Origin of the sequence: Mesorhizobium sp. M7D.F.Ca.US.005.01.1.1, assembly GCF_003952545.1 — a bacterium.
In the GTDB taxonomy this organism is placed as follows: domain Bacteria; phylum Pseudomonadota; class Alphaproteobacteria; order Rhizobiales; family Rhizobiaceae; genus Mesorhizobium; species Mesorhizobium loti.
In genome coordinates this window covers 1611274-1633515 of the sequence record NZ_CP034453.1, presented here as the reverse complement: position 1 = coordinate 1633515, position 22242 = coordinate 1611274, and the positions used below count along the sequence as shown (strand labels likewise).

Sequence of the window (22242 nt, the reverse complement as noted above, 5' to 3'; positions counted from 1 at the left end):
AGTTACATGAAACGCAACAGCAGACTGTCCTCGACCCTGCACATTCTCGTCCACATGGCCGAGAAGCCCGAACAGGCGCTGACCTCCGAGCAGCTTGCCACCTTCATCCACACCAATCCAGTGGTGGTCCGCCGCACCATCGCAGGCTTGCGCGATGCCGGCATCGTCACCTCGTCGCGCGGGCACGGCGGCGGCTGGCTGCTCGGGCGGGCGCCCGAAAATATATCCCTGGCCGAGATCAGCGTCGCCCTTGGCGAGACGCTGCTGCCGTTCAGCACCGAGCCGGAAAGCCCCGGCTGCCTCGTCGAGCAAGCGGTGATCGCCGTGCTCGACGATTTTCGCGTCGCGGCCGAAAGGCTGCTGGCGGAAAAGCTCAACCGCATCACGCTGGCCGACCTGACCGCCGATTTCCGCCGCCGTTTTGATCTCATTGGAGTCTCCAGCCATGCAGTATGATCTTGCCGTCGTCGGCGGCAGCTTTGCCGGCCTGTCCGCCGCCATCCAGATGGCGCGGGCAGGACGCAAGGTGCTGGTGATCGACGCCGGCCAGCCGCGCAACCGCTTTGCCGAGCATTCGCACGGCTTCCTCGGACAGGACGGGCGCCCGCCCGGCGCAATCCTGGGTGACGCAAGGCGGCAGCTGCTGGCCTATCCGACAGCAAGGGTTGTCGACGGGCGCGCGGACAAGGCCGTTGCCGCCGGCAGCAGCGATTTCGAAATCGCCATCGATGGCGGCGAGACATTCGGCGCCGCACGGCTGGTTTTGGCCACCGGGGTGCGCGATATCTTGCCGGAGGTTCCCGGGCTAGCCGAGTTCTGGGGAAAGAGCGTGCTGCACTGCCCCTATTGCCACGGCTATGAGGTCTCCGGCGGGCCGCTCGGCGTGCTCGCGACCGGTCCGATGTCCCTGCATCAGGCACAGCTGATTGCCGACTGGGGCGATGTCACTTTGTTCGGCAACGGCCTGTTCGAACCCGACTCCGAGCAGATGCGTGCCCTGGAGAGCCGAAAGGTGCGGTTTGAGCCCACCAGCGTTGCCGAGTTGCGGGAAGACGGCTCGGGCGGTTTGAGCGTCCACCTCGGCGACGGCAGAAAGGCCGGCGTCAGGGCGATGTTCACGGCACCGCGCAACACCATGGCTAGCCCGCTGGCCGAACAGCTCGGCTGCGGCTTCACCGAAGGCCTTCTCGGTCCGGTGATATCAGTCGATGACAGGCAACAGACGACCGTGCCCGGCGTCTACGCCGCCGGCGACGCGGCACGCTCGATGCACAACATCGCCTTTGCGGTATCCGCTGGTACCTTTGCGGGCGTGTGCGCCCACCAGTCGCTGGTCTTCGGCTAAAACCCGGCTTCCTCGCCAGCGATGCTGAGCCGCGCGCCGGCCTGCGTCAGGGCGGCAGCTATGTCGCGCGGCGGCGAGCGGTCGCTGGCGAGTTCGGAAAAGCTGTCGAAGCCGCAGACCTGGACCAGACCAAGGCGGCCGAACTTCGAGTGATCGGTGATGACGAGCGAACGCTGGCCGCGCGACAGCACCATGCGGGCGAACTCGGCCTCTTCCAGATCATAGTCCATGACGCCCATCACCGCATCGATGGCGCCGGTGGAAATGATGGCGTGGCTGACCGAGAAGCGGCTGACGAAGTCGATGGCCGAGGCGCCGAAGGCAGCGCCGGAATCGCTGCGCAGTTCGCCGCCAGCCATGTAGACCTTGTTGCCGTTGATGGTGGCCAGCGTGCGGGCGATGTCCGACGAGTTGGTGACGACCGTCAGGCGCCGGTGGCCAAGCAGTTCGCGGGCAAGGAACGAAGTCGTCGTGCCGGTGTCGAGCATGATCGATTCCCCGTCGCGGATGGTGGCGGCGACCATGCGGGCAATGACGCGCTTGGCGTCGGCGTTCTCGCGCATCCGCCGCTCGAACGGCGCTTCGCCAATCATCGACGGCAGGCCGATGGCGCCATGCATCTTAAGGACGGAACCGTCACCGGTGAGCGGCTTGACGTCGCGGCGCACGGTCTCGAGCGACACGCCCAGCCGGTCGGCCAGACTGGCAATGGTGACGGTGCCCTCTTCCTGCAGCAGCCGCAGGATCTCGCCATGCCGTTTCGAATGGGTCATTTGGTTTCCCCGACTTAGCCTTTTGACCGATTCTAAGGTAATTCAAGTGCTTTTAAAGGAAATGCCTGCGCTTTCGGGCAAAATACCCAAAAAAAGTCACACCTTTTTATTGACAGCAAGGCAACCTTGGCGTGAAATCCAAATCTCAACAGGGGTTTCGGAGCTGCGACGGGAGGGTGATGGCAGAGCCGCAACTCACTGACCAGGCAGCCTGCAACGTGTCTGGTGCAAGGAATTTTCAGATCCGCGGGGGCGGATGGCGGGGTTCAAAACCTAGCCAAGGGGCTCGTCGGTGCGGTGCGGGATACCGATCCTGGCATCCCGCACCGACGAGATTTTTTGTGTTTCTCCCTGCTGCCGTCGCGCTGTCCGTGGCGCCTTGTCGAAGCCCAGCAAACCAGGAATGATTCCGTGATTGCCGAAGACCGCATCCGCGCCCTGCCTTGCTGGACCGGCAGCATTGAGATTGCGCCGCTGCCGGGCGGCCTGAGCAATGCCAATTATGTCGTCACGGACGCGGCGGGCAAACATGTCGTGCGCTTCGGCAAGGACTATCCGTTCCACCATGTCTTTCGCGAGCGCGAGGTGATGACGGCGCGGGCGGCGCATGCCGCCGGTTTCGCGCCAGCCGTCCGCCATGCCGAACCGGGCATCTTGGTGACGGAGTTTCTCGGCGCCAAGACCTATCTCGCCGAGGACGTGCGGGCCAATCTCGGCCGCGTCGCGGCCCTGATGCGCGGCTTCCACCGGGAGATGCCCAATCACATCTCGGGCGCCGGCTTCATGTTCTGGGTGTTCCACGTCATTCGCGACTATGCGCGCACGCTTGAAGAAGGTGGCAGCCGCAAGCGCAGCGACTTGCCGCGCCTGCTGACGCTGGCCGACGAACTGGAGCGCGCGCAGAAACTGCTGCCGATCGTTTTTGGCCACAATGATCTTTTGCCGGCCAACATTCTCGACGACGGCAACAGGTTGTGGCTGATCGACTTCGAATATGCCGGCTTCAACACGGCGATGTTCGACCTCGCCGGCGTGGCCTCCAACGCCGGCATGAGCGACGAGGAATCCTTCGCCTTCCTGACCGCCTATTTCATGAAGGAACCGGACGAAGCGATCCGCCGTTCGCACGCGGCCATGCAATGCGCTTCGCTGCTGCGCGAGGCCATGTGGAGCATGGTGTCCGAGCTCTATCTCGACGCGCCCGGCATCGACTACGTCGCCTACACCGAGGAAAACCTGACGCGGCTCGAAGGCGCGCTGGAAAACTACAGAACGAAGTATGGGATACAGAAATCATGACATTGCCGAGCCAGGCCGCCATCGTCGTCATCGGCGGCGGCATTATCGGCTGTTCGACGGCCTATCATCTGGCACGCGACCACAAGGCCGACGTGGTGCTGCTGGAGCAGGGCAAGCTGACCTCGGGCTCGACCTGGCATGCCGCCGGCCTTGTCGGCCAGCTGCGCTCGTCAGCTTCGATCACCCGCGTGCTGAAGTACTCCGTCGACCTCTACAAGGGGCTGGAGGCCGAGACCGGCCTTGCCACCGGCTGGAAGATGACCGGGTGCCTCAGGCTCGCCACCAATGCCGACCGCTGGACCGAGTACAAAAGGCTGGCGACGACAGCGAAAAGCTTCGGCATGGACATGCAATTGCTGTCACCGGCGGAAGTCAAGGCCATGTGGCCGCTCATGGAAACCGGCGATCTCGTCGGCGCCTCCTGGCTGCCGACCGATGGTCAGGCGAGCCCCTCCGATATCACGCAGTCATTGGCCAAGGGCGCGCGCATGCATGGCGCCAAGCTGTTCGAGGATGTCCGCGTCACCGGCTTCGAGATGAAAGACGGCCGCATCACGGTGGTGAAGACCAACAAGGGCGACATCGCCTGTGACAAGGTGGTCAACTGCGCCGGACAATGGGCGCGGCAAGTGGGGGCAATGGCCGGCATCAACGTGCCGCTGCAACCGGTGAAGCACCAGTACATCATCACCGAGAAGATCGACGGACTGGCGACCGACGCGCCGACCATCCGCGACCCGGACCGGCGCACCTATTTCAAGGAGGAGGTCGGCGGGCTGGTGATGGGCGGCTATGAGCCGAACCCGCAGGCCTGGACGACCGGGGACGTCCCCAACGATTGGGAGTTCCGGCTGTTCGACGACGATTACGACCATTTCGAACAACATATGATGCAAGCGATCGCGCGTGTGCCGGCGCTGGAAACCGTCGGCGTCAAACAGATGATCAACGGGCCGGAGAGTTTTACGCCGGACGGCAATTTCATTCTCGGCACAGCGCCCGAATGCACCAACATGTTCGTCGGCGCCGGCTTCAACGCCTTCGGCATCGCTTCGGGCGGCGGTGCCGGATGGGTGCTGGCGCAATGGGTGGTCGATGGCGAGGCGCCGCTTGACCTGTGGGTGGTGGACATCAGGCGCTTTTCCAACCTGCACCGCGACCGGCAGTGGGTCTGCGATCGCACGCTGGAGGCCTATGGCAAGCACTATACGATCGGCTTCCCGCATGAGGAGTATGCCAGCGGGCGACCCCGCATCGTCTCGCCGCTCTACGACAGGCTGAAGCAGCAAAATGCCGTGTTCGGCTCGAAGCTCGGATGGGAGCGGCCGAACTGGTTCGCACCGCAAGGCGTCGAGCCGCAGGACATCTATTCGATGGGGCGGCAGAACTGGTTCGCGGCGGTCGGCGACGAACACCGCCATGTGCGCGAAAAGGTCGGCATCTTCGATCAATCGTCCTTCGCCAAATACGAGCTGAGCGGGCCCGACGCGCTGAAGGCGCTGGACTGGATCTGCGCCAACGACGTCAGCAGGCCGGTCGGCCGACTGACCTACACCCAGCTTCTCAACACACGCGGCGGCATCGAGGCTGATCTGACAGTGGCGCGGCTGGCCGAAGAGACGTTCTACATCGTCACCGGCACAGGCTTCCGCACGCATGATTCCTCGTGGATCGGCGACCATATCGGCGAAGGGCTCAAGGCCACGCTTGTCGATGTCACCGAAGACTTCGGCACGCTGTCGCTGATGGGTCCTCGGGCACGCGATGTGCTTGCGGCAGTGACCGACACGGACGTGTCGAACGCCGCATTCCCATTCGGCCACGTGCGTGAGATTGCCATCGCCGGCCACACCATTCGGGCGCTGCGCGTCACCTATGTCGGCGAGCTCGGCTGGGAACTGCATGTGCCGATCGCGGCCACCGGCGAAGTCTTCGACGCGCTTATGGCGGCAGGCAAAAAGCACGACATCCGCCCGGTCGGCTATCGTGCCTTGGAATCGCTGCGGCTGGAAAAGGGCTATCGCGCCTGGGGCTCCGACATCACGCCCAACGACACGCCGCAGGAAGCCGGGCTCGGCTGGGCGGTCAAGCTGCGCAAGAACACGGATTTCATCGGACGGCGCGCGCTTGAGACGGCCAGCGGCACGGCGTTGAAGAAGCGCTTTGCCGGCTTCACGGTCGATTATCCGGAGATCGTGCTGCTCGGCCGCGAGACGATCCTGCGCGATGGCGAGCCGGTCGGTTATCTCACCAGCGGCGGCTATGGCTACACGCTGGGCATGAACATCGGCTACGGCTATGTGCGCAACGCCGATGGGGTGAGCGACGATTTTCTCGCCTCGGGCGACTATGAACTGGTGGTCGCAATGGAGCGGACGCCGGCCAAGATCCATCTCGAGCCGATGTACGATCCGGCAGCGGAGAGAGTGAAAGCCTAGTTCACGCGCAGCGCGAGACCGCGGCTGGGCACGGTGTCGGCCTCGCCCGGCATCGAGACGTAAGGACGCGTTTCCTCAACACGGGTGACGAGGCCTTGCGCCTCGAGCTCGGCGATGCGCGCGGCAAAGCCCACTTCCCACAGTGTGTTCTTGACCGTCAGCACGATCACTCCGCCCGGCCGGCAAATGCGGATCAGTTCGTCCAGCCCCTCGACGCCGACATGGCCGGAGGTGAAGACACCAGCCGAGATGATCCCGGCATAGGCGTCGTCCGGGAATGGCAGTTGTCCGCCCAGCGCCAGGCAATGAAGCGCCGAATAGACGCCCTTGCGTGCGGCCTGGGCCAGCATGCCTTCCGAAATGTCGAGTGCCTCGACCTGGGGGTAGCCGGCAATGTTCAACCATTCGCCGATCAGCCCGGTGCCAGCTCCCGCATCGAGCAGCGGTGCGGCACCGCGCGGCAAATGGCGCGCCAGCAACGCGAGGCAGATCGTTGGATGGCGATAGCCGGCGGCCGACATGTCGGCATCATAGGTTTGCGACCAGCGGTCGTAGAGTGCGGCGACTTCCTCCGGCCGCTTCGCCGCGTAGGCCTCGGCGAGTGCGCCCTGATGTTTGCTGTCCGCCACTTTTATCCTATCCGCCAATCTGTGAACCCTCAATCGGATGATAGCCAAAGCACGAAAATTGTGGAACCGTCGCTGCGACAAATAACAGCGTGGGGGCGCAGGCATGGTGACAGACGAGGCGCGTGCGGCATTGGCCGCCATTCCGATGCTGGCCGGATACAACGGGCCGCTGGAACGGCTCGGCGGCCTCACCAACCTGGTTTTCAAGGCCGGCGAATTCTGCCTGCGCATTCCCGGCAAGGGCACCGAAGAATACATCAACCGGGCCAACGAAGCGGTGGCCGCGCGCGAAGCGGCAAAAGCAGGGGTCAGCCCCGAAGTGTTGCATGTCGACCCCGGCACCGGCATCATGGTGACGCGTTTCATCGCCGGCGCCGAGACGATGTCGCCGGAAAAATTCAAGGTTCGGCCTGGCAGCCCGGCCCGCGCCGGCGAGGCCTTCCGCAAGCTGCACGCTTCAGGCGCGGTGTTTCCCTTCCGCTTCGAACTGTTTGCGATGATCGACGACTACCTCAAGGTGCTGTCGACCAAGGATGTCGCCCTGCCCGCCGGCTATCACGACGTCGTGCGCGAGGCCGAGACAGTGCGGTCGGCGCTGGCCGCCCATCCGCTGCCGCTCGTCGCCTGCCACTGCGATCCGCTGTGCGAAAACTTTCTCGATACGGGTGAGCGGATGTGGATCGTCGACTGGGAATATTCGGGCATGAATGACCCGCTCTGGGACCTTGGCGACCTCAGCGTAGAAGGCAAATTCGACACGACGCAGGATGAAGAGATGATGCGCGCCTATTTCGGCGGCGAGGCCAGGCCGGCGGAGCGCGGCCGCATCGTCATCCACAAGGCGATGTGCGATCTGTTGTGGACGCTGTGGGGGCTGATCCAGCTCGCCAACAACAACCCGGTCGACGATTTCCGCGCCTATGCCGATGGGCGATTTGCGCGCTGCAAAGCGCTGATGGAGACGCCTGAATTCTCACGGCACCTGGCGGCGATACGTCAGGGCTGAGCCTGGACTAATTCACGCCCTTCGGCACGTTCTCCGGCGGCACCGCGGTTTCGACCACTTTCTGGCGGTGGAAGATGAACATGCCGGCCAGAACGATGAAGCCCGAGCCGATCAGGATGCGCGGGCCTGGAACGTCGCCGAAGAACACCAGCCCGAAGACCACCGCCCACAGGAGCAGCGTGTAGTGCAGCGGCGCCAGCGTCGAGGCCGGCGCCAGCTTGAGCGCCCTGGTGATCATCAGATGGGCGCCGCAGGAGACGATGCCGAGCAGCAGCATGGCGCCGAGATCGAGTGCCGATGGCGTCTGCCAGGCGCCGATGGTCAGCACCCCGCCGACCAGCAGCGTGCCGATGGTCTGCCATGTCACCAGATTTGTGTCGCTGGTGCCGCGCAGCCGGCGGTTGAGGATGATGGCGAAGGCGAAGGAGATGCTGCCCACCAGCGCAAAGCCCGATGACAGCGAGAACGCCGCCGAGGACGGTTTCAGCATGATCAGCACACCGCAGAAGCCGAGCAGGATGGCCATCCAGCGGCGCCAACCGACCTTTTCGCCAAGCAAGAGATGCGAGAGTGCCGCAACGTAGATCGGCCCGGCCATGTAGAAACTCATCACATCGGCAAGCGGCAGATAGACGACGGCGGCATAGAAGAGCGCGGTGTCGAGAGTGGTCATCACCACGCGCAGCAGCTGCAGCTCCAGGCGTTCCATGCGAAACAGCTTGGCCGTGCCCTGATGGGCGATCATCGGGCCAAGCACGAAGAAGGCGCCGATGGAGCGGATCAGCACGACCTGGCCGACGGAGAAACTGGCGACCAGCCACTTGCCCATCGCGTCATTCAGCGCAAACAGGAAGTCGCCGGCCAGCATCAGCAGAATGCCGGCCAAAAGCACGTTCCTGATCGTCGAATTCTGCGCCACGGGCTGCGTCATGCCGATCCCGATTCCTCCCCCAATATAAGCCGCGTCGTAGACGGAAGCGGCGGCTTTGACGAGGAGAATTCGGGCAATGGGTAAGACCAGCGCCGGGAATCGGCTGTATCTAGAGCAATACCAGGAAAGTGTGAAACGGTTTTCCCGGGAAAAGCGCATAGCGCTTTCCCTTAGGAATTGCGTCAAAACAAAGAGCTAGGAGTGGTTCACCGTTTCCGCGAAACGGTGAACCACTCTAGCTGGATACGTGCCGCCGGTTCACCATTCCCGGCCTTCCACCGATGGACAGCCTGGTCTCCTGCTTCGTCCGCTCCGCCACCACCTTGCCACTGGCGATGACACACAGGCGTTCGGCGCGCAGGCGCAAGGCCTCGATCGGATTGCCGGCGTCGAGGACGACAAGGCTGGCGCGCTTGCCGACCGCCAGGCCAAGATGATCGAGGCCCATGATCGCGGCATTGACGTTTGTGACCATGTCGAAGCAGCGCGCCATGTCGGCCGGGCTCGACATTTGCGCTACATGCAGGCCCATGAAGGCAACGTCGAGCATGTCGGCGGTGCCCAGCGAATACCAGGGATCGAGCACGCAATCCTGGCCCCAGCCGACGCGAATGCCAAGCGCCAGCATCTCCTTGACCCGGGTCAGGCCGCGGCGCTTCGGGAAGGTGTCGTGGCGGCCCTGCAGCATGATGTTGATCAGCGGATTGGGAATGACCGAGACGCCCGCCTCGGCAATCAACGGCAGCAGCTTCGAAACATAGTAATTGTCCATCGAATGCATCGAAGTGAGGTGCGAGCCGGCGACCTTGCCGTGCAGACCAAGGCGCTGCGTCTCATAGGCAAGCTGTTCGATGTGACGCGACAGCGGATCATCGGTCTCGTCGCAATGCAGGTCGACCATCAGGCCACGCCTGGCCGCGATCTCGCACAACTCCGTTACCGAGCGCGTGCCGTCGGCCATGGTGCGCTCAAAATGCGGGATGCCGCCGACAATATCGACGCCCATGTCCAAGGCGCGGATGGTGTTCTCCCGTGCCGTCGGCGAGCGATAAAACCCGTCCTGCGGGAAAGCGACCAGTTGCAGATCGATGTAGGGGGCGACCGTCTTCTTGACCTCGAGCAGCGCCTCGACCGCCAGCAGGCGGTCGTCGCAGACATCGACATGGGTGCGGATGGCGAGCAGGCCCATCGACACCGCCCAGTCGCAGTAGGCAAGCGCGCGGTCGCGCACCGCCTCATGCGTCAAAAGCGGCTTCAATTCGCCCCACAGCGAAATGCCTTCGAGCAGCGTGCCCGACGCGTTGATGCGCGGAATGCCGTAGGAGAGCGTCGCGTCCATGTGGAAATGCGGATCGACGAAGGGCGGCGAGACCAGATTGCCACGGACGTCAACCTCGGTCCGCGCAGAGCCTTGCAGAGCAGGCTCGATCGCCGCGATCGTCTCGCCGCTGATGCCGATGTCGGCAACCCTGCCATCAGGCAGTGTGCCGCCGCGAACGATAAGGTCGAAATCCATCTGTCGTCATCCCCGTCAAAAGAATCATCCGATGTAGCCGAGGCTGAAAATCGCATCCCGTCGATGCCGCTTGCAACAGCGGTTTGTCCGCGGCGGCCGCGGATGGTTCCATCCGGCCGCAACTCCCTCTATAAGCCGCCTTCATTGTCCCGGTTTCAAGGATCCGCCGTTTGTTTCGTTTCTTCCGCTCGACGGAAAACCAGCGCCTCGTTGCGAGGTTGCTTCGGGAATCCTTCCGCCAACATATGTTTGGATACGGCGCCGCCATACTGTCGATGCTGGTGGTGGCCGGCACGACGGCTGCCAGCGCCTGGATCCTGCGCGAAATCACCAATGAATTCGTGATCGATAAAAGGATCGAACGCGTCAACATGATTGCCGTGGCGGTCGCCGTGATCTTCATCGTCAAGGGCATCGCCAATTTCGTCCAGGCCTACTGCATGAGCCGGGTTGGCAACGCCATCATCGCCGAGCGGCAGCGCAAGATCTACGATCGCGTCCTGGCGCAAGGCATCGAGTTCTATCATTCGACCTCGTCATCCGACCTGATCACCCGCATGACCAACAATGCCCAGGCGGCGCGCAACGTGCTCGACCTCATCGTCACCTCCTATGTGCGGGATCTGGTGACCTTGATTGCCCTGGTGCTGGTCATGATCGTGCAGGAGCCGTCGCTGTCCCTGATTTGCTTCATCGTCGGCCCCTTGGCTATCTACGGGGTCAACCGCATCCTGAAGCGTGTTCGCAAGTTCGCCGCAATGGAGTTCCGCTCGGTCGGTCAGATCGTGCAGGTGATGCAGGAAACCGCAATCGGCGTGCGCGTGGTCAAATCCTTCAACCTCGAAGGCATGATGCGCAAGCGCATGTTCAAGGCCGTGTCGGACGTCGAGGACAGGGCCAACAACATCGCTTCGCTGGAAGCGATCACCAGTCCGGTGATGGAGACGCTCGCCGGGCTGGCAATCGCGGGCGCCGTGCTGGTCAGCGGCCTTCTGGTGCTGGAGGGCGGCCAGACACCGGGCGGCATCATGGCCTTCATCGCGGCGCTGCTGCTCGCCTACGAACCGGCAAAGCGCCTTGCCCGCGTGCGCATCTCACTGGAGAGCGGCATTGTCGGCGTGCGCATGATGTTCCAGCTGGCCGACGAGCCGCTGACGCTGGCCGAGAAGCCGGATGCAAAGCCGCTTCTGGCCGGACCGGGCGAGATCCGGTTCGACGCCGTCAGCTTCGCCTACCAGAATGGCCCGCCGGTGTTGAACCGGTTCGACCTGACTCTTGCGCCCGGCAAGATGACGGCGCTGGTCGGGCCTTCCGGCGGCGGCAAGTCGACTGTTCTGAACCTGATCATGCGCATGTACGACCCGCAGAGCGGCAAGGTGCTGTTCGACGGCCAGGACATTTCCCATGCGACGCTGGCGTCGCTGCGGGAAAAGATCGCCTATGTCAGCCAGGACACGTTTCTGTTTGCCGGCACGATCATGCACAACATCCGGCTTGGGCGTCAGGACGCGACCGACGATGAAGTGATCGCCGCCGCCAAGGCGGCCAACGCGCACGATTTCATCCGCGCGCAGGCGAAGGGCTACGACACCGAAGTGGGTGAGAACGGCGCGCTGCTGTCCGGCGGACAGCGCCAACGGATCTCGATCGCACGCGCCATGCTGCGCAATGCCGAGATCCTGCTCTTGGATGAAGCGACCAGCGCACTCGACGCCGAATCGGAAGCGCTGTTTCGCGATGCGCTGCAGCAATTGACGGAAGGGCGCACGACGATCGTCATCGCGCACCGTCTGTCGACCGTGCACCAGGCCGACACCATCGTGGTGCTCGAAGCCGGCAAGGTGATGGAAAGCGGCCCGCACAAGAGCTTGCTCAAGCAGGGCGGGCTCTATCAGAAGCTTTATGAGTATCAGTTGATGCCGTGATGGTGTTCCGGATGTGGGCGCCATGCCCTGATCCGGCCCTTCGGGCCACCTTCTCCCCGAGGGGAGAAGAGATCGTCAACGCCGGCGCCTGCCTCTTCTCCCCAGCAGGGAGAAGGTGGCCGCGAAGCAGCCAGATGAGGGAGCCTCTGCGCAACCCCTACTCCGGTACGAACCTCACCGCGCCCTTGGCCGCGCTGGTCGCCATGGCGGCATAGGCGCGCAAGGCTGTCGTCACCTTGCGCTTGCGCTTTTCCTCGGGCTTCCAGGCCAGGGTGCCCTTTGCCTCCATCGCCGCCCGGCGGGCAGCGAGTTCTGCGTCATCGACAGCAAGGCGGATACTGCGGTTCGGGATATCGATCTCGATCGTGTCGCCCTCTTGCACCAATCCTATCAGGCCGCCCTCGGCGGCTTCCGGCGACGCATGGCCGATCGACAGGCCTGACGTGCCGCCGGAGAAGCGGCCGTCGGTGACCAGCGCGCAGGCCTTGCCGAGGCCTTTCGACTTCAGATAGCTGGTCGGGTAGAGCATTTCCTGCATGCCGGGGCCGCCGCGCGGCCCCTCATAGCGGATGACCACGACATCACCGGCCTTGATCTCGTTCGACAGGATCGCCTTGACGCTCGAATCCTGGCTTTCGAATACGCGGGCCGGGCCGGTGAACTTCAGGATCGATTCATCGACGCCGGCCGTCTTCACGATGCAGCCGTCGAGCGCCAGATTGCCTTTCAGCACGGCAAGGCCGCCATCCTTGGAAAAGGGATGTTCGGCCGAGCGGATAACGCCTTTCTCGCGGTCGAGATCGAGTTCGTCCCAGCGGCGGTCCTGGCTGAAGGCGACCTGTGTCGGCACGCCGCCAGGAGCCGCCAGGAAGAAATCGCGCACGCTCTGGCTGGTCGAGCGGGAAATATCCCAATGGTCGAGCGCGTCACCCAGCGTTCGCGTGTGCACGGTCGGCAAATCGCGATTGATCAGGCCGGCATTGTCGAGCTGGCCGAGGATCGCCATGATGCCGCCGGCGCGGTGAACGTCTTCCATGTGAACGTCGGACTTGGCTGGAGCAACCTTGCACAGCACCGGCACCTTGCGCGACAGCGCGTCGATGTCGTCCTGATCGAAGTCGATCTCGCCCTCATGCGCGGCGGCCAGAATATGCAGCACGGTGTTGGTCGACCCGCCCATGGCGATGTCGAGTGTCATGGCGTTCTCGAAGGCGCCCTTCGAGGCGATGTTGCGCGGCAGCGCCGTCTCGTCATCCTGCTCGTAATAGCGCTGGGCGAGATCGACGATCAGATGGCCGGCCTCGACAAACAGCCGCTTGCGGTCGGCATGCGTGGCCAGCGTCGAGCCGTTGCCGGGCAGCGAAAGCCCCAGCGCCTCGGTCAGGCAATTCATCGAATTAGCGGTGAACATGCCCGAGCAGGAGCCGCAGGTCGGGCAGGCCGAGCGCTCGATGACCTTGACGTCCTCGTCGGAGATCTTGTCGTCGGCGGCCGCGACCATGGCGTCGACCAGGTCGAGCGCCTGCGTCTTGCCGGCAAGCACCACCTTGCCGGCTTCCATCGGACCGCCGGAAACAAAGACGGTCGGGATGTTGAGGCGCAACGATGCCATCAGCATGCCGGGCGTGATCTTGTCGCAATTGGAAATGCAGACCATGGCGTCGGCGCAGTGCGCGTTGACCATGTATTCGACCGAATCGGCGATCAGCTCGCGCGACGGCAGCGAATACAGCATGCCGTCATGACCCATGGCGATGCCGTCATCGACGGCGATGGTGTTGAATTCCTTGGCAACGCCGCCGGCCTTCTCGATCTCGCGCGCGACCAGCTGGCCGAGATCCTTGAGATGGACATGGCCCGGCACGAACTGTGTGAAGGAATTGACCACCGCGATGATCGGCTTGCCGAAATCGCTGTCCTTCATGCCGGTGGCGCGCCAGAGGCCGCGAGCGCCGGCCATGTTGCGGCCATGGGTGGTGGTGCGGGAGCGATAGGCAGGCATGGATATTCCTTAGCTAGCCGGCTGCGCCCATTGCGGAGCGTGGCGGCGCTGAATTTGGATCGCAGGGTTTATAGACCGCCAAGTATGGTCTGGCCACATTTTTGCAATGCGCCAGAGTCTCGCAGAAAATCGGCGCGTGCGAAAAAATCTGCGGGCCGGTGTCGGATCGCCTGCCGGACGCCCGTCCTTAGATCAACGGCAAGGGAATGGCACCATTTTCTCAGTCAGCCGTTTCATCCGCAACTGCAACCAGAACGCCCCGAGGAGCACGACATGCAAAAGATCACCACCTGCCTGTGGTTCGACGGCCAGGCCGAAGAGGCTATGAATTTCTACGTCTCCATCTTCAAGAATTCGAAGGTGCTGAGCGTGATGCGCTGGCCCAAAGGCCACGCTGATGAAGGCAAAGTGCTGGTGACCACGTTCGAACTCGACGGGGTGCAGTTCCAGGCGCTCAATGGCGGACCGCAATTCAAGCACACCGAAGCGATGTCGCAGTCGATCGACTGCAAGACGCAGGAAGAGGTCGATTATTTCTGGGACAGGCTCATCGAAGGCGGCGGCGAACCGTCGCAATGCAGCTGGCTGAAGGACAAATTCGGCGTTTCCTGGCAAGTCGTGCCGGAGCAGCTGCCGCGCCTGCTTCTGGATCCGGACCCGGCCAAGGCCGGCCGGGTGATGTCAGCGATGATGCAGATGAGCAAGATCGACATCGCCAAGATCGAAGCGGCTGCTAGAGGATAGTCGAGGGTCGCGCCGCCCCTCATCCGCCCTTCGGGCGTTCCTCGTTCGAAAAGCCAAGCAATTGGCTTTTCGCCCGCTGCGCGGACCACTCCTCACCTCCCTGTGAACGGGGAGAAGGAAAAAGCGCGACTTACGCCGCCTTGTCGCGGACCTGATAGTCCTTGATGGTGGCAAACTTGATCGCCTTCCAGCGTTCCGCTTCGTAATTCAGCGAAAAGGCGTGCTGCGCCAAGAACACAGGATCATTGTCGAGATCGCGGGCGATGTCGCCGCGATGCGCCTCGATGAAACGCAGCACCTCGGCCTTGTCGTCGGCCGATATCCAGCGGCAGACGGAAAAGCGCGACATCTCGAATTCGACCGGCAGCGTGTATTCGAAGTTCAGCCGCTCCTTCAACACGTCGAGCTGCAGCGCGCCGACGACGCCGACGATGGCCGGCGAGCCGTCCTCGGGCGAGAACAGCTGCACGACGCCCTCCTCGGCCATCTGGTGCAGCGCTTCCTTGAGCTTCTTGGCCTTCATCGCGTCGCCGAGGCGGACGCGGCGCAGGATTTCCGGCGCGAAATTCGGCACGCCGCGGAACAGTATCTCCTCGCCTTCGGTCAGCGTGTCGCCGATGCGCAGCGTGCCGTGGTTGGGGATCCCGACGACATCGCCGGCAAAGGCCTCGTCGGCGGTGACGCGGGTGCGGGCAAAGAAGAACTGCGGCGCCGACAGCGACATCGGCTTTCCCGTGCGCACCAGCTTGGCCTTCATGCCGCGCTCGAGCTTGCCTGAGCAGACACGGACGAAGGCGATACGGTCGCGGTGGTTGGGGTCCATGTTGGCCTGGATCTTGAAGACGAAGGACGTCATCTTCTCCTCGGTCGCCTCGACCTTGCGGGTATCGGCCTCTTGCGCACGCGGCGGCGGGCCAAAGGCGCCGAGCGCCTCGATCAGGTCGCGGACGCCATAATTGCGTAGCGCCGAGCCGAAATAGACCGGCGTCAGGTGGCCTTCGCGGAAGGCCTCTATATCAAGGGGTCTGCACGCTTCTCGCGCGAGCTCCAGTTCCTCGATGAAGGCCTCGCGCTCGTTTTCCGGCAGCAGGCCGGCAACGCGGTTGGAATCGGGACCGTTGACCGGCGTGCGTTCCTTCTCATCGTCGCCCTTGCGCACGGCGTTCAGCGCCAGATGGTAGGTGCCAGAGAACGTCTTGCCGCGGCCGATCGGCCAGGTGATCGGCGCGGTGTCCAGCGCCAGCTTCTGCTCGATTTCGTCGAGTATCTCGAATGGGTCGCGACTTTCGCGGTCCATCTTGTTGACGAAGGTGATGATCGGGATGTCGCGCAGCCGGCAGACCTCGAACAGTTTCAGCGTGCGCGGCTCGATGCCCTTGGCGGCATCGATGACCATGACGGCCGAGTCGACCGCCGATAGCGTGCGGTAGGTGTCGTCGGCGAAATCCTCGTGCCCGGGCGTGTCGAGCAGGTTGAAGACATTGTCCTCATACTCGAAGGTCATCACCGAAGTGACGACCGAAATGCCGCGCTCGCGCTCGATCTTCATCCAGTCCGACCGCGTCTGGATCTTGTCCTTCTTGGCCTTGACCTCGCCGGCAAGCTGGATGGCGCCGCCGAACAGCAGCAGCTTTTCGGTGAGCGTGGTCTTGCCGGCGTCCGGGTGCGCGATGATCGCGAAGGTGCGGCGGCGCGCCACTTCTTCTTCTATTGCTTCGGGCATTCTCTGGGATTTCCGTGTGACAGGCCGGGCTTCTAGCAGCGCAGTGCCGGGCTGTCGACCGGTCCGGCGGCTCGAACGCTGCTGGTTGCCGCCTCACAGTCAGAGCACGCAGCTCAGTCGTGCTATGGCTCGGGCCAGCGCATTGCCGCATATTTCGCACTGCGCGATGTTGGCAAGCGGCTGCCAGGATGGCACTTGGATGAACGCCCGTCAGAAGTCGCTAGGGAAGAGGAGCGAACATGAGCGCCGCAAAACAAGTGATCGTCATCGGCGCCGGCATCATCGGCGCCTCCATCGCCTGGCACCTGAGCAAGGCCGGCGCGCAAGTGACGGTCATTGCCGACAGCGCTGCCGGCGGGGTGGCGACGCCGAACTCGTTTGCCTGGATCAACGCCAGCTGGGGCAATCCGGAGCCATATTTCCGGCTGCGCACCCGCGCGATGGCCGAGTGGACGCGGCTGGCGCGGGACCTGCCCGAAATTCCGCTCAGCTGGTGCGGCGGCCTGTGCTGGGATTTGTCGGCGGCCGACATGGAAACCTATGCCAGCGAGCATTCTGCGTGGGGTTACGGCATCGAGCGCATCGACCGCGCCGGTGCTGCGCGCATCGAACCCAATCTCACCGAGCTGCCGGATTTTGCCCTGTATGTGGCTGAAGAGGGGGTAGCCGAGCCCGTCGCAGCCACGAAAGCGCTGCTGGCCGACGCCGAGCGACTTGGCGCACGTATTATCTCCAGCACGGTGACGGCGCTGGTCCAGACCGACGGCAAGATCACCGGTGTCGACACATCGCATGGCCTGATTGCATCAGACGAGGTGGTGATCGCGGCCGGCGTCGGCTCGCCGGAGATCGCCGCGACAGCCGGGATCAACCTGCCGATCGAAACGCCGCCCGGCCTGATCGTCCATTCGCGACCCACAGAAAAGCTGCTCAATGGGCTGGTGATGGCCGAGCGACTGCACATGCGCCAGACTGCGGAGGGCCGCATCATCGCCGGTTCGGATTTTGGCGGCGCCGACCCGGGCATGAATGCCGAAGCCACCGCCCACGCGCTGTTTGCGGCCATGAAAGCCATGCTGCGCGACAGCGACGGGTTGGAACTCGATTTCCACACGGTCGGCTACCGGCCAACGCCGATCGACGGCTTTCCGATCATCGGCCGCGCCGAGGGCGTGGACGGTGTCTATGTCGCGGTCATGCATTCCGGCATCACGCTGGCGCCGGCCGTCGGCCTGTTCGCCGCCCGGGAAATCCTCGACGGCGAGCGCGACCCGCTGCTTGCGCCTTATGGATTGTCGCGCTTCGCTCAATAGCCCCGCGGACGGCGAAACCCGCCGGCCAAAGATTCGATTGCCTTGGCTATGCCGAGCAGCCGCTCCTCCGACCAGCGTCTGCCGACCAGCTGCAGGCCGATCGGCAGGCCGGCGCTGTCCAGTCCGCACGGTATGGAAAGCGCTGGATGGCCGCTGTAGTTGAACACGGCGCCATAGGCCGGTAGCATCCAATAGCTCTGCTCCTTGCCGTCGACCTTGATCGGCGTGCCCGGCTCGCAATGCGGGAAGGCGGTGGTCATGGCGACCGGGCAGAGCAGCGCATCCCAGTTTTCGAAAAACCGGTCCCAGACGAGAATGGACCTGTCGCGCCGGGCGAGCGCCTCGAACCAGCGTGACACCGGTGTCGGTTCCTCGGGCGGCTCCGGCTGCGCGGCCTCCATCATCATGCCGATCAGCCTGCCGCCCTGTTCCAGATCGTCGTGCAGATCGAGTTTCGGCAGTTTTGCTTCTTCGACGGCGGCGCCGGCGTCTTGCAGCTGCCTTGCGAGGTTTTCGACCGCGGTGCTTATGTCGCCGGCCACCGGGAAGCCAGGAAAGGACGGCGCGAAGGCGATGCGCAATGTCTTGAGGTCGAGCTTCGGCATGTCCTCGACCGGCACCGGCGCAAGATCGGTGTCGCTTCCGTCCGGGCCGGCGACGATTTGATGGATCAGCGCCAAATCTTCCACGCTGCGCGCCAACGGCCCGAGGCAGGACATCAGCCGCACGCTGCGCGCAGCACCTTCAGGATCGGGGAAGGCGCCGGCCAGCGAGACACGATGCTCGGTCGGTTTGAGGCCATAGACGCCGCAAAAGGCGGCCGGCAGCCGGATCGAATCCTGCATGTCGGTGCCGACATCGAACGGCGTCATCCCCGAGCAAAGTGCCGCCGCCGCGCCGCCGCTGGAACCGCCTGCCGTGCGCTGGAGATTCCAGGGATTGCTGGTGCGGCCGAACAGCGGATTGTTCGACTGCCAGTCGGACAGCATCGTGGCGACATTGGTCTTGGCCATCAGCACGCCGCCGGCTGCCCTCAACCTGATAACGACCGGGCTGTCCTGTCTGGCGACGTAATCGGCAAAGGCCGGGAAGCCGACCGTGGTCTTCATGCCTGCCGTTTCGTGCATGTCCTTCAGCGTGAACGGTACGCCATGCAGAGGTCCGACGGCCTCGCCGCGCGCCAGGGCTGCGTCGGCCTTTTTGGCTTGGCTGCGAGCGCCTTCCCTGTCGAGCGAGATGACGGCGTTGACGGCCTGGTTGTGCGCATCGATCTGCGCCAGATGCGCGTCGAGTGCTTCCACGGCGGAGATTTTCCGCGTGGCGATGGCGGCGGCGAGATCGGTTGTCGAGGAGACGACGAGGTCCATGCGAATGCTCCGGCTTGGCGGCGCGTGCCTGATCAAATGGCGGATAGCGGCGCGATTTCAAGCGGAGTTGAGCATTCGAGGATTGGCCGCGTTTGATCGGAATTGTGCCGATAGTCTGTTGAGGTCGGCGCTGGCCCGCGACGCTACCAGTTGGCGAAGAAACCTACCCGACCAGCGCCAGCTTCGCCGCAATCGGAGCAAATGGCCGAATGGCCATGTCATCGCCGGTGATGGTGACAAAACTCGATGGCGGGATCGCCTGCCAGTCGCCGCCCTCGCGGTCGAAGGGTTCAGAGACGATGCAGCGGCCGCTACCCTTGCGCAGGACAGAAGTGTAGAGCGTCGGAGCGTGGGCGTCGGTGGCATAGCGCACCGCATGCAGCGCCTGCCCGTCCGAGAAGGCGGCGGTGAGCTTCAGCGCCGGTTCTAGGCCGGCGCGGCGCGAGGCTTCGAGCACGCGGCTGGTGGCGCGGGAGACGGCGCCTTGCGGATCGGTGGCCAATCCCTCGTCGATCATCAGCAGGAAAAACAATTCGGAATCAGTGGTGCCTTCGCGCTGGTCGAAGACCGCGTCGGACAGCGAGTTCTCCAGCGCGCGGCGGATCTTTTCGAAGCCGCCGATCTGGCCATTGTGCATGAACGACCAGGGACCTGCGATGAATGGATGGCAGTTCATGCGGCTGGTGGCGCCGCCGGTCGAGGCCCGTACATGGGCCAGGAACAGGCCGGATTTGATCTGCCGGCACAGGCTCTTCAGATTGGGATCGGACCAGGCCGGCAGGATATCGCGGTAGAGACCCGGCTCCGGGCGGTCGCCATACCAGGCAAGGCCGAAGCCGTCGCCATTGGTCGGCGATTTCGCTTCCTGGGCGCAATGGCTCTGGGCAATCAGCGAGTGACAGGGCGCGGTGAGGATGTCTTCGAGAAAGACCGCTTCACCGAGATAGGCCGCCCATCGGCACATCGCTTCTGTCGTCCTCTAGGCGCGATCCATAAGAGCCGCGGGCTCCTTGGTCGCGTGCGTGCCTCTGTTGTGCGTCCGCTCGTAAAGCTCGCGAACGATTCGGCTGGCGGTAGTCTCAAACAGAAATGGCAAGAAAGCATGAACGAGCGCGGCGCCCGCCGCCAGCAGCAGCCGCGACGAGAACCAGGCGGCAAAAGCCATATGACTGAGATAGGTCTCGCCAACCTTGGCTGGATGAGAGGTGAAAATCCTTGCGACCGACATGCTGGTTCCCCTTCAGCGTCTGAGTTCCTGATATGAGTATCCTGACACGCTTCGACGGTTCATCGGTCTCAAATTGTCCTTGTAATCAGGTCATTATTGGGACAAACATCCCACATGGCGTCAGATATCGATGAAATCGATCGAAAATTGCTCACCGAGCTGCAACGCGACGGCACCCTGTCGGTCGACCAGCTGTCGGAACGGGTGGCCTTGTCGCGCAATGCATGCTGGCGCCGGGTGAAGCGGCTGGAGGAGGATGGCATTATCACCGGCCGGGTGGCGCTGGTCGATGCCGAGAAGCTCGGGCTTGGCCTTTCCGTCTTCATCCTGATCCGCACGTCCAACCACGATCCGGAGTGGCTGCAGAAATTCAGGGCGGCGGTGACCGGCTTTCCCGAGATCACTGGCGTCTACCGCATGTCCGGCGACCTCGATTATGTATTGCGCGCCCGCGTCGCCGACGTGAAGGCCTATGACCGGCTCTACCAGCGGCTGATTGCCAAGGTGGCGCTATCGGACGTCTCCGCCTCCTTCGTGATGGAGGAGATCAAGGAAACGACCGTCGTTCCGATGGAACTGCGTTAAGGCATGTTGATATGCAGGTGATGCCGACCTGCAAACGACGGGTTTCTGCGCTTCCGGTGCTCACGTACTTAAGTACGCTCTGCTCCGGTTCTCGAAACCCATCGTTTTCGGCTCGGCCTGACCTGAGTCTCAACACACCTCAGGTCACAGTGCCGCCCAAAAGAAAGCCGTTGATAGCAGTGTAGTCGAGTTGACCGAATCGCCGTTCGCGCCGATAGGATCGATTTTATGCGCGCAGCCCTTCAAACTCCCTCCGTCATCGGTCCGACCGTCGGCTTCGTTAGGTTGCCGCACGGTGAAGGACTTCCCCTTCCCGCCTATGAAAGCACTGGCGCGGCCGGCATGGATCTGCGCGCCGCGGTGCCGGACGACCGGCCGCTGCTGATCCTGCCGGGAAAACGCGCCTTGGTGCCGACCGGGCTGATCCTGGAAATTCCGGAGGGCATGGAGGGTCAGGTCCGGCCACGCTCGGGCCTTGCTTTCAAACATGGCCTTACCGTCCTCAACACGCCCGGCACCATCGACAGCGACTATCGCGGCGAGGTCAAGGTGTTGCTGATCAATCTGGGCGACGAAGATTTCGCGGTGACGCGCGGCATGCGCATCGCCCAGATCGTCTTCGCGGCGGTGACGCAGGCGGCCGTGGAAGAGCGCACATTGGCAGGCGGCACGGCGCGTGGCGCGGGCGGGTTCGGCTCGACCGGCACCGCCTGATGTCTGAACTGCCTAAACTTGTCATCTTCGACTGCGACGGCATCCTGGTCGATACAGAGAATCTGGCCAATCGGCGCCTCGCTGAATGGCTGACCGCTGCCGGCTATCCGACAAACTTCGAATATTGCCGCAAGAATTTCTCAGGCCGCAGCATGGCGTCGGTGCAGAAAGAGATCGAGGAAGAGACCAGCGTCAGGCTCGGCGCCGATTTCGTCGATCGCTGGAATGCCGGCCTGCCGGATCTGTTTGCCCATGGCGTCGAGGCGATCCCTTACGTCCGCGAGTTCGTCGAAGCCGTGCGTTCAGCCGGTATCGCCTATTGCGTCGCCACCTCGGCCAGGGTGTCGAAGATGCACATCACGCTTGGCCAGACAGGGCTGTTACCACTGTTCGCGCACGCGATGTTCAGCTCGACCATGGTCGGGCGCGGCAAGCCGTTCCCGGACCTGTTCCTGCATGCGGCGAAAACCATGGGCTTCGCGCCCGCCGACTGCATCGTCATCGAGGACAGCGTCGCCGGCACGCAGGCCGGCATCGCCGCCGGCATGCGGGTGTTTTCCTACCATGCCGATCCCTATTCCGATCGCGACGGCCTGATCCAGGCCGGCGGCATCCTGTTCGACGACATGCGCGCACTGGCCGGGCTGGTTCCGATCCACTGACCTGATCTTCAGCCCGTGGCTGTACGCCTCGATTGTCCGTGC

At 63.5% G+C, this 22242-nt stretch carries 20 protein-coding genes; 11 read left to right on the top strand and 9 right to left on the bottom strand.

Annotated features, from left to right (window positions below; all coding sequences use genetic code 11):
• Positions 1-6: 6 nt before the first annotated feature.
• The gene (locus tag EJ076_RS07845) at positions 7-456 is read left to right on the top strand and encodes an Rrf2 family transcriptional regulator (protein WP_126067505.1); all 450 of its coding nucleotides are present in this window, start codon (positions 7-9) and stop codon (positions 454-456) included.
• On the top strand, positions 446-1345 hold the full coding sequence (locus EJ076_RS07840; protein WP_126067504.1) for an NAD(P)/FAD-dependent oxidoreductase: 900 nt from the start codon (positions 446-448) through the stop codon (positions 1343-1345). The genes EJ076_RS07845 and EJ076_RS07840 overlap by 11 nt, the downstream gene beginning before the upstream one ends.
• Here EJ076_RS07840 and EJ076_RS07835 read toward each other — a convergent pair.
• Positions 1342-2118: a DeoR/GlpR family DNA-binding transcription regulator gene (locus tag EJ076_RS07835; RefSeq protein WP_126067503.1), complete on the bottom strand. Its 777-nt coding sequence runs from the start codon at positions 2116-2118 to the stop codon at positions 1342-1344. The genes EJ076_RS07840 and EJ076_RS07835 overlap by 4 nt on opposite strands.
• 411 nt (positions 2119-2529) lie before the next feature.
• Here EJ076_RS07835 and EJ076_RS07830 point away from each other — a divergent pair, with 411 nt between their 5' ends.
• The gene (locus EJ076_RS07830; protein WP_109666734.1) at positions 2530-3417 is read left to right on the top strand and encodes a phosphotransferase family protein; all 888 of its coding nucleotides are present in this window, start codon (positions 2530-2532) and stop codon (positions 3415-3417) included.
• Positions 3414-5855: an FAD-dependent oxidoreductase gene (locus EJ076_RS07825; RefSeq protein WP_126067502.1), complete on the top strand. Its 2442-nt coding sequence runs from the start codon at positions 3414-3416 to the stop codon at positions 5853-5855. Before EJ076_RS07830 ends, EJ076_RS07825 begins: the two co-directional genes overlap by 4 nt.
• Here the strand turns inward: EJ076_RS07825 and EJ076_RS07820 are convergent.
• On the bottom strand, positions 5852-6484 hold the full coding sequence (locus EJ076_RS07820; protein WP_164548567.1) for a class I SAM-dependent methyltransferase: 633 nt from the start codon (positions 6482-6484) through the stop codon (positions 5852-5854). The two genes, EJ076_RS07825 and EJ076_RS07820, sit on opposite strands and share 4 nt — an antisense overlap.
• Positions 6485-6587: 103 nt before the next feature.
• On the opposite strand from EJ076_RS07820, the gene EJ076_RS07815 reads away from it, so the two are divergent.
• Positions 6588-7490, top strand: a complete 903-nt coding sequence (locus EJ076_RS07815) for a phosphotransferase family protein (RefSeq protein WP_126067500.1) — start codon at positions 6588-6590, stop codon at positions 7488-7490.
• Between the two features lie 7 nt (positions 7491-7497).
• Here EJ076_RS07815 and EJ076_RS07810 read toward each other — a convergent pair whose 3' ends face one another.
• Both EJ076_RS07810 and EJ076_RS07805 read right to left on the bottom strand, forming a co-directional pair.
• Positions 7498-8421 carry a DMT family transporter gene (locus tag EJ076_RS07810; protein WP_126067499.1) on the bottom strand — a complete coding sequence of 308 codons (924 nt, stop codon included), beginning with the start codon at positions 8419-8421 and terminating at the stop codon, positions 7498-7500.
• 235 nt (positions 8422-8656) lie between these two features.
• A complete protein-coding gene (locus EJ076_RS07805) occupies positions 8657-9937 on the bottom strand; it encodes an amidohydrolase family protein (RefSeq protein WP_109666097.1) in 1281 nt (426 codons plus the stop codon).
• Between the two features lie 170 nt (positions 9938-10107).
• Here EJ076_RS07805 and EJ076_RS07800 point away from each other — a divergent pair, with 170 nt between their 5' ends.
• Positions 10108-11862 carry an ABC transporter ATP-binding protein gene (locus EJ076_RS07800; protein ID WP_126067498.1) on the top strand — a complete coding sequence of 585 codons (1755 nt, stop codon included), beginning with the start codon at positions 10108-10110 and terminating at the stop codon, positions 11860-11862.
• A 157-nt stretch (positions 11863-12019) separates the two neighbouring features.
• On the opposite strand, the gene ilvD is transcribed toward EJ076_RS07800, so the two are convergent.
• Positions 12020-13864 carry a dihydroxy-acid dehydratase gene (gene ilvD / locus EJ076_RS07790; RefSeq protein WP_126067496.1) on the bottom strand — a complete coding sequence of 615 codons (1845 nt, stop codon included), beginning with the start codon at positions 13862-13864 and terminating at the stop codon, positions 12020-12022.
• A gap of 273 nt (positions 13865-14137) precedes the next feature.
• Here ilvD and EJ076_RS07785 point away from each other — a divergent pair, with 273 nt between their 5' ends.
• On the top strand, positions 14138-14608 hold the full coding sequence (locus EJ076_RS07785) for a VOC family protein (protein ID WP_126067495.1): 471 nt from the start codon (positions 14138-14140) through the stop codon (positions 14606-14608).
• A 130-nt stretch (positions 14609-14738) separates the two neighbouring features.
• On the opposite strand, the gene EJ076_RS07780 is transcribed toward EJ076_RS07785, so the two are convergent.
• Positions 14739-16331 carry a peptide chain release factor 3 gene (locus tag EJ076_RS07780; protein ID WP_126067494.1) on the bottom strand — a complete coding sequence of 531 codons (1593 nt, stop codon included), beginning with the start codon at positions 16329-16331 and terminating at the stop codon, positions 14739-14741.
• Between the two features lie 239 nt (positions 16332-16570).
• Between EJ076_RS07780 and EJ076_RS07775 the strand changes: the two genes are divergently transcribed.
• Complete coding sequence (locus EJ076_RS07775; RefSeq protein WP_126067493.1) at positions 16571-17644, top strand: FAD-binding oxidoreductase; 1074 nt, start codon at positions 16571-16573, stop codon at positions 17642-17644.
• On the opposite strand, the gene EJ076_RS07770 is transcribed toward EJ076_RS07775, so the two are convergent.
• From EJ076_RS07770 to EJ076_RS07760, 3 genes are all read right to left on the bottom strand, one after another.
• The gene (locus tag EJ076_RS07770) at positions 17638-19011 is read right to left on the bottom strand and encodes an amidase (RefSeq protein ID WP_126067492.1); all 1374 of its coding nucleotides are present in this window, start codon (positions 19009-19011) and stop codon (positions 17638-17640) included. The two genes, EJ076_RS07775 and EJ076_RS07770, sit on opposite strands and share 7 nt — an antisense overlap.
• 163 nt (positions 19012-19174) lie before the next feature.
• Complete coding sequence (locus EJ076_RS07765) at positions 19175-19975, bottom strand: class II glutamine amidotransferase (protein WP_126067491.1); 801 nt, start codon at positions 19973-19975, stop codon at positions 19175-19177.
• A 15-nt stretch (positions 19976-19990) separates the two neighbouring features.
• On the bottom strand, positions 19991-20239 hold the full coding sequence (locus EJ076_RS07760) for a DUF6356 family protein (protein WP_109666078.1): 249 nt from the start codon (positions 20237-20239) through the stop codon (positions 19991-19993).
• Between the two features lie 114 nt (positions 20240-20353).
• Here EJ076_RS07760 and EJ076_RS07755 point away from each other — a divergent pair, with 114 nt between their 5' ends.
• From EJ076_RS07755 to EJ076_RS07745, 3 genes are all read left to right on the top strand, one after another.
• Positions 20354-20824 carry an Lrp/AsnC family transcriptional regulator gene (locus tag EJ076_RS07755; protein ID WP_126067490.1) on the top strand — a complete coding sequence of 157 codons (471 nt, stop codon included), beginning with the start codon at positions 20354-20356 and terminating at the stop codon, positions 20822-20824.
• Positions 20825-21052: 228 nt separating this feature from the next.
• Complete coding sequence (gene dut / locus EJ076_RS07750) at positions 21053-21538, top strand: dUTP diphosphatase (protein WP_056588233.1); 486 nt, start codon at positions 21053-21055, stop codon at positions 21536-21538.
• Entirely contained in the window at positions 21538-22200 is a 663-nt protein-coding gene (locus EJ076_RS07745; protein WP_126067489.1) for an HAD family phosphatase, read from the top strand. The genes dut and EJ076_RS07745 overlap by 1 nt, the downstream gene beginning before the upstream one ends.
• Positions 22201-22242 lie beyond the last annotated feature (42 nt).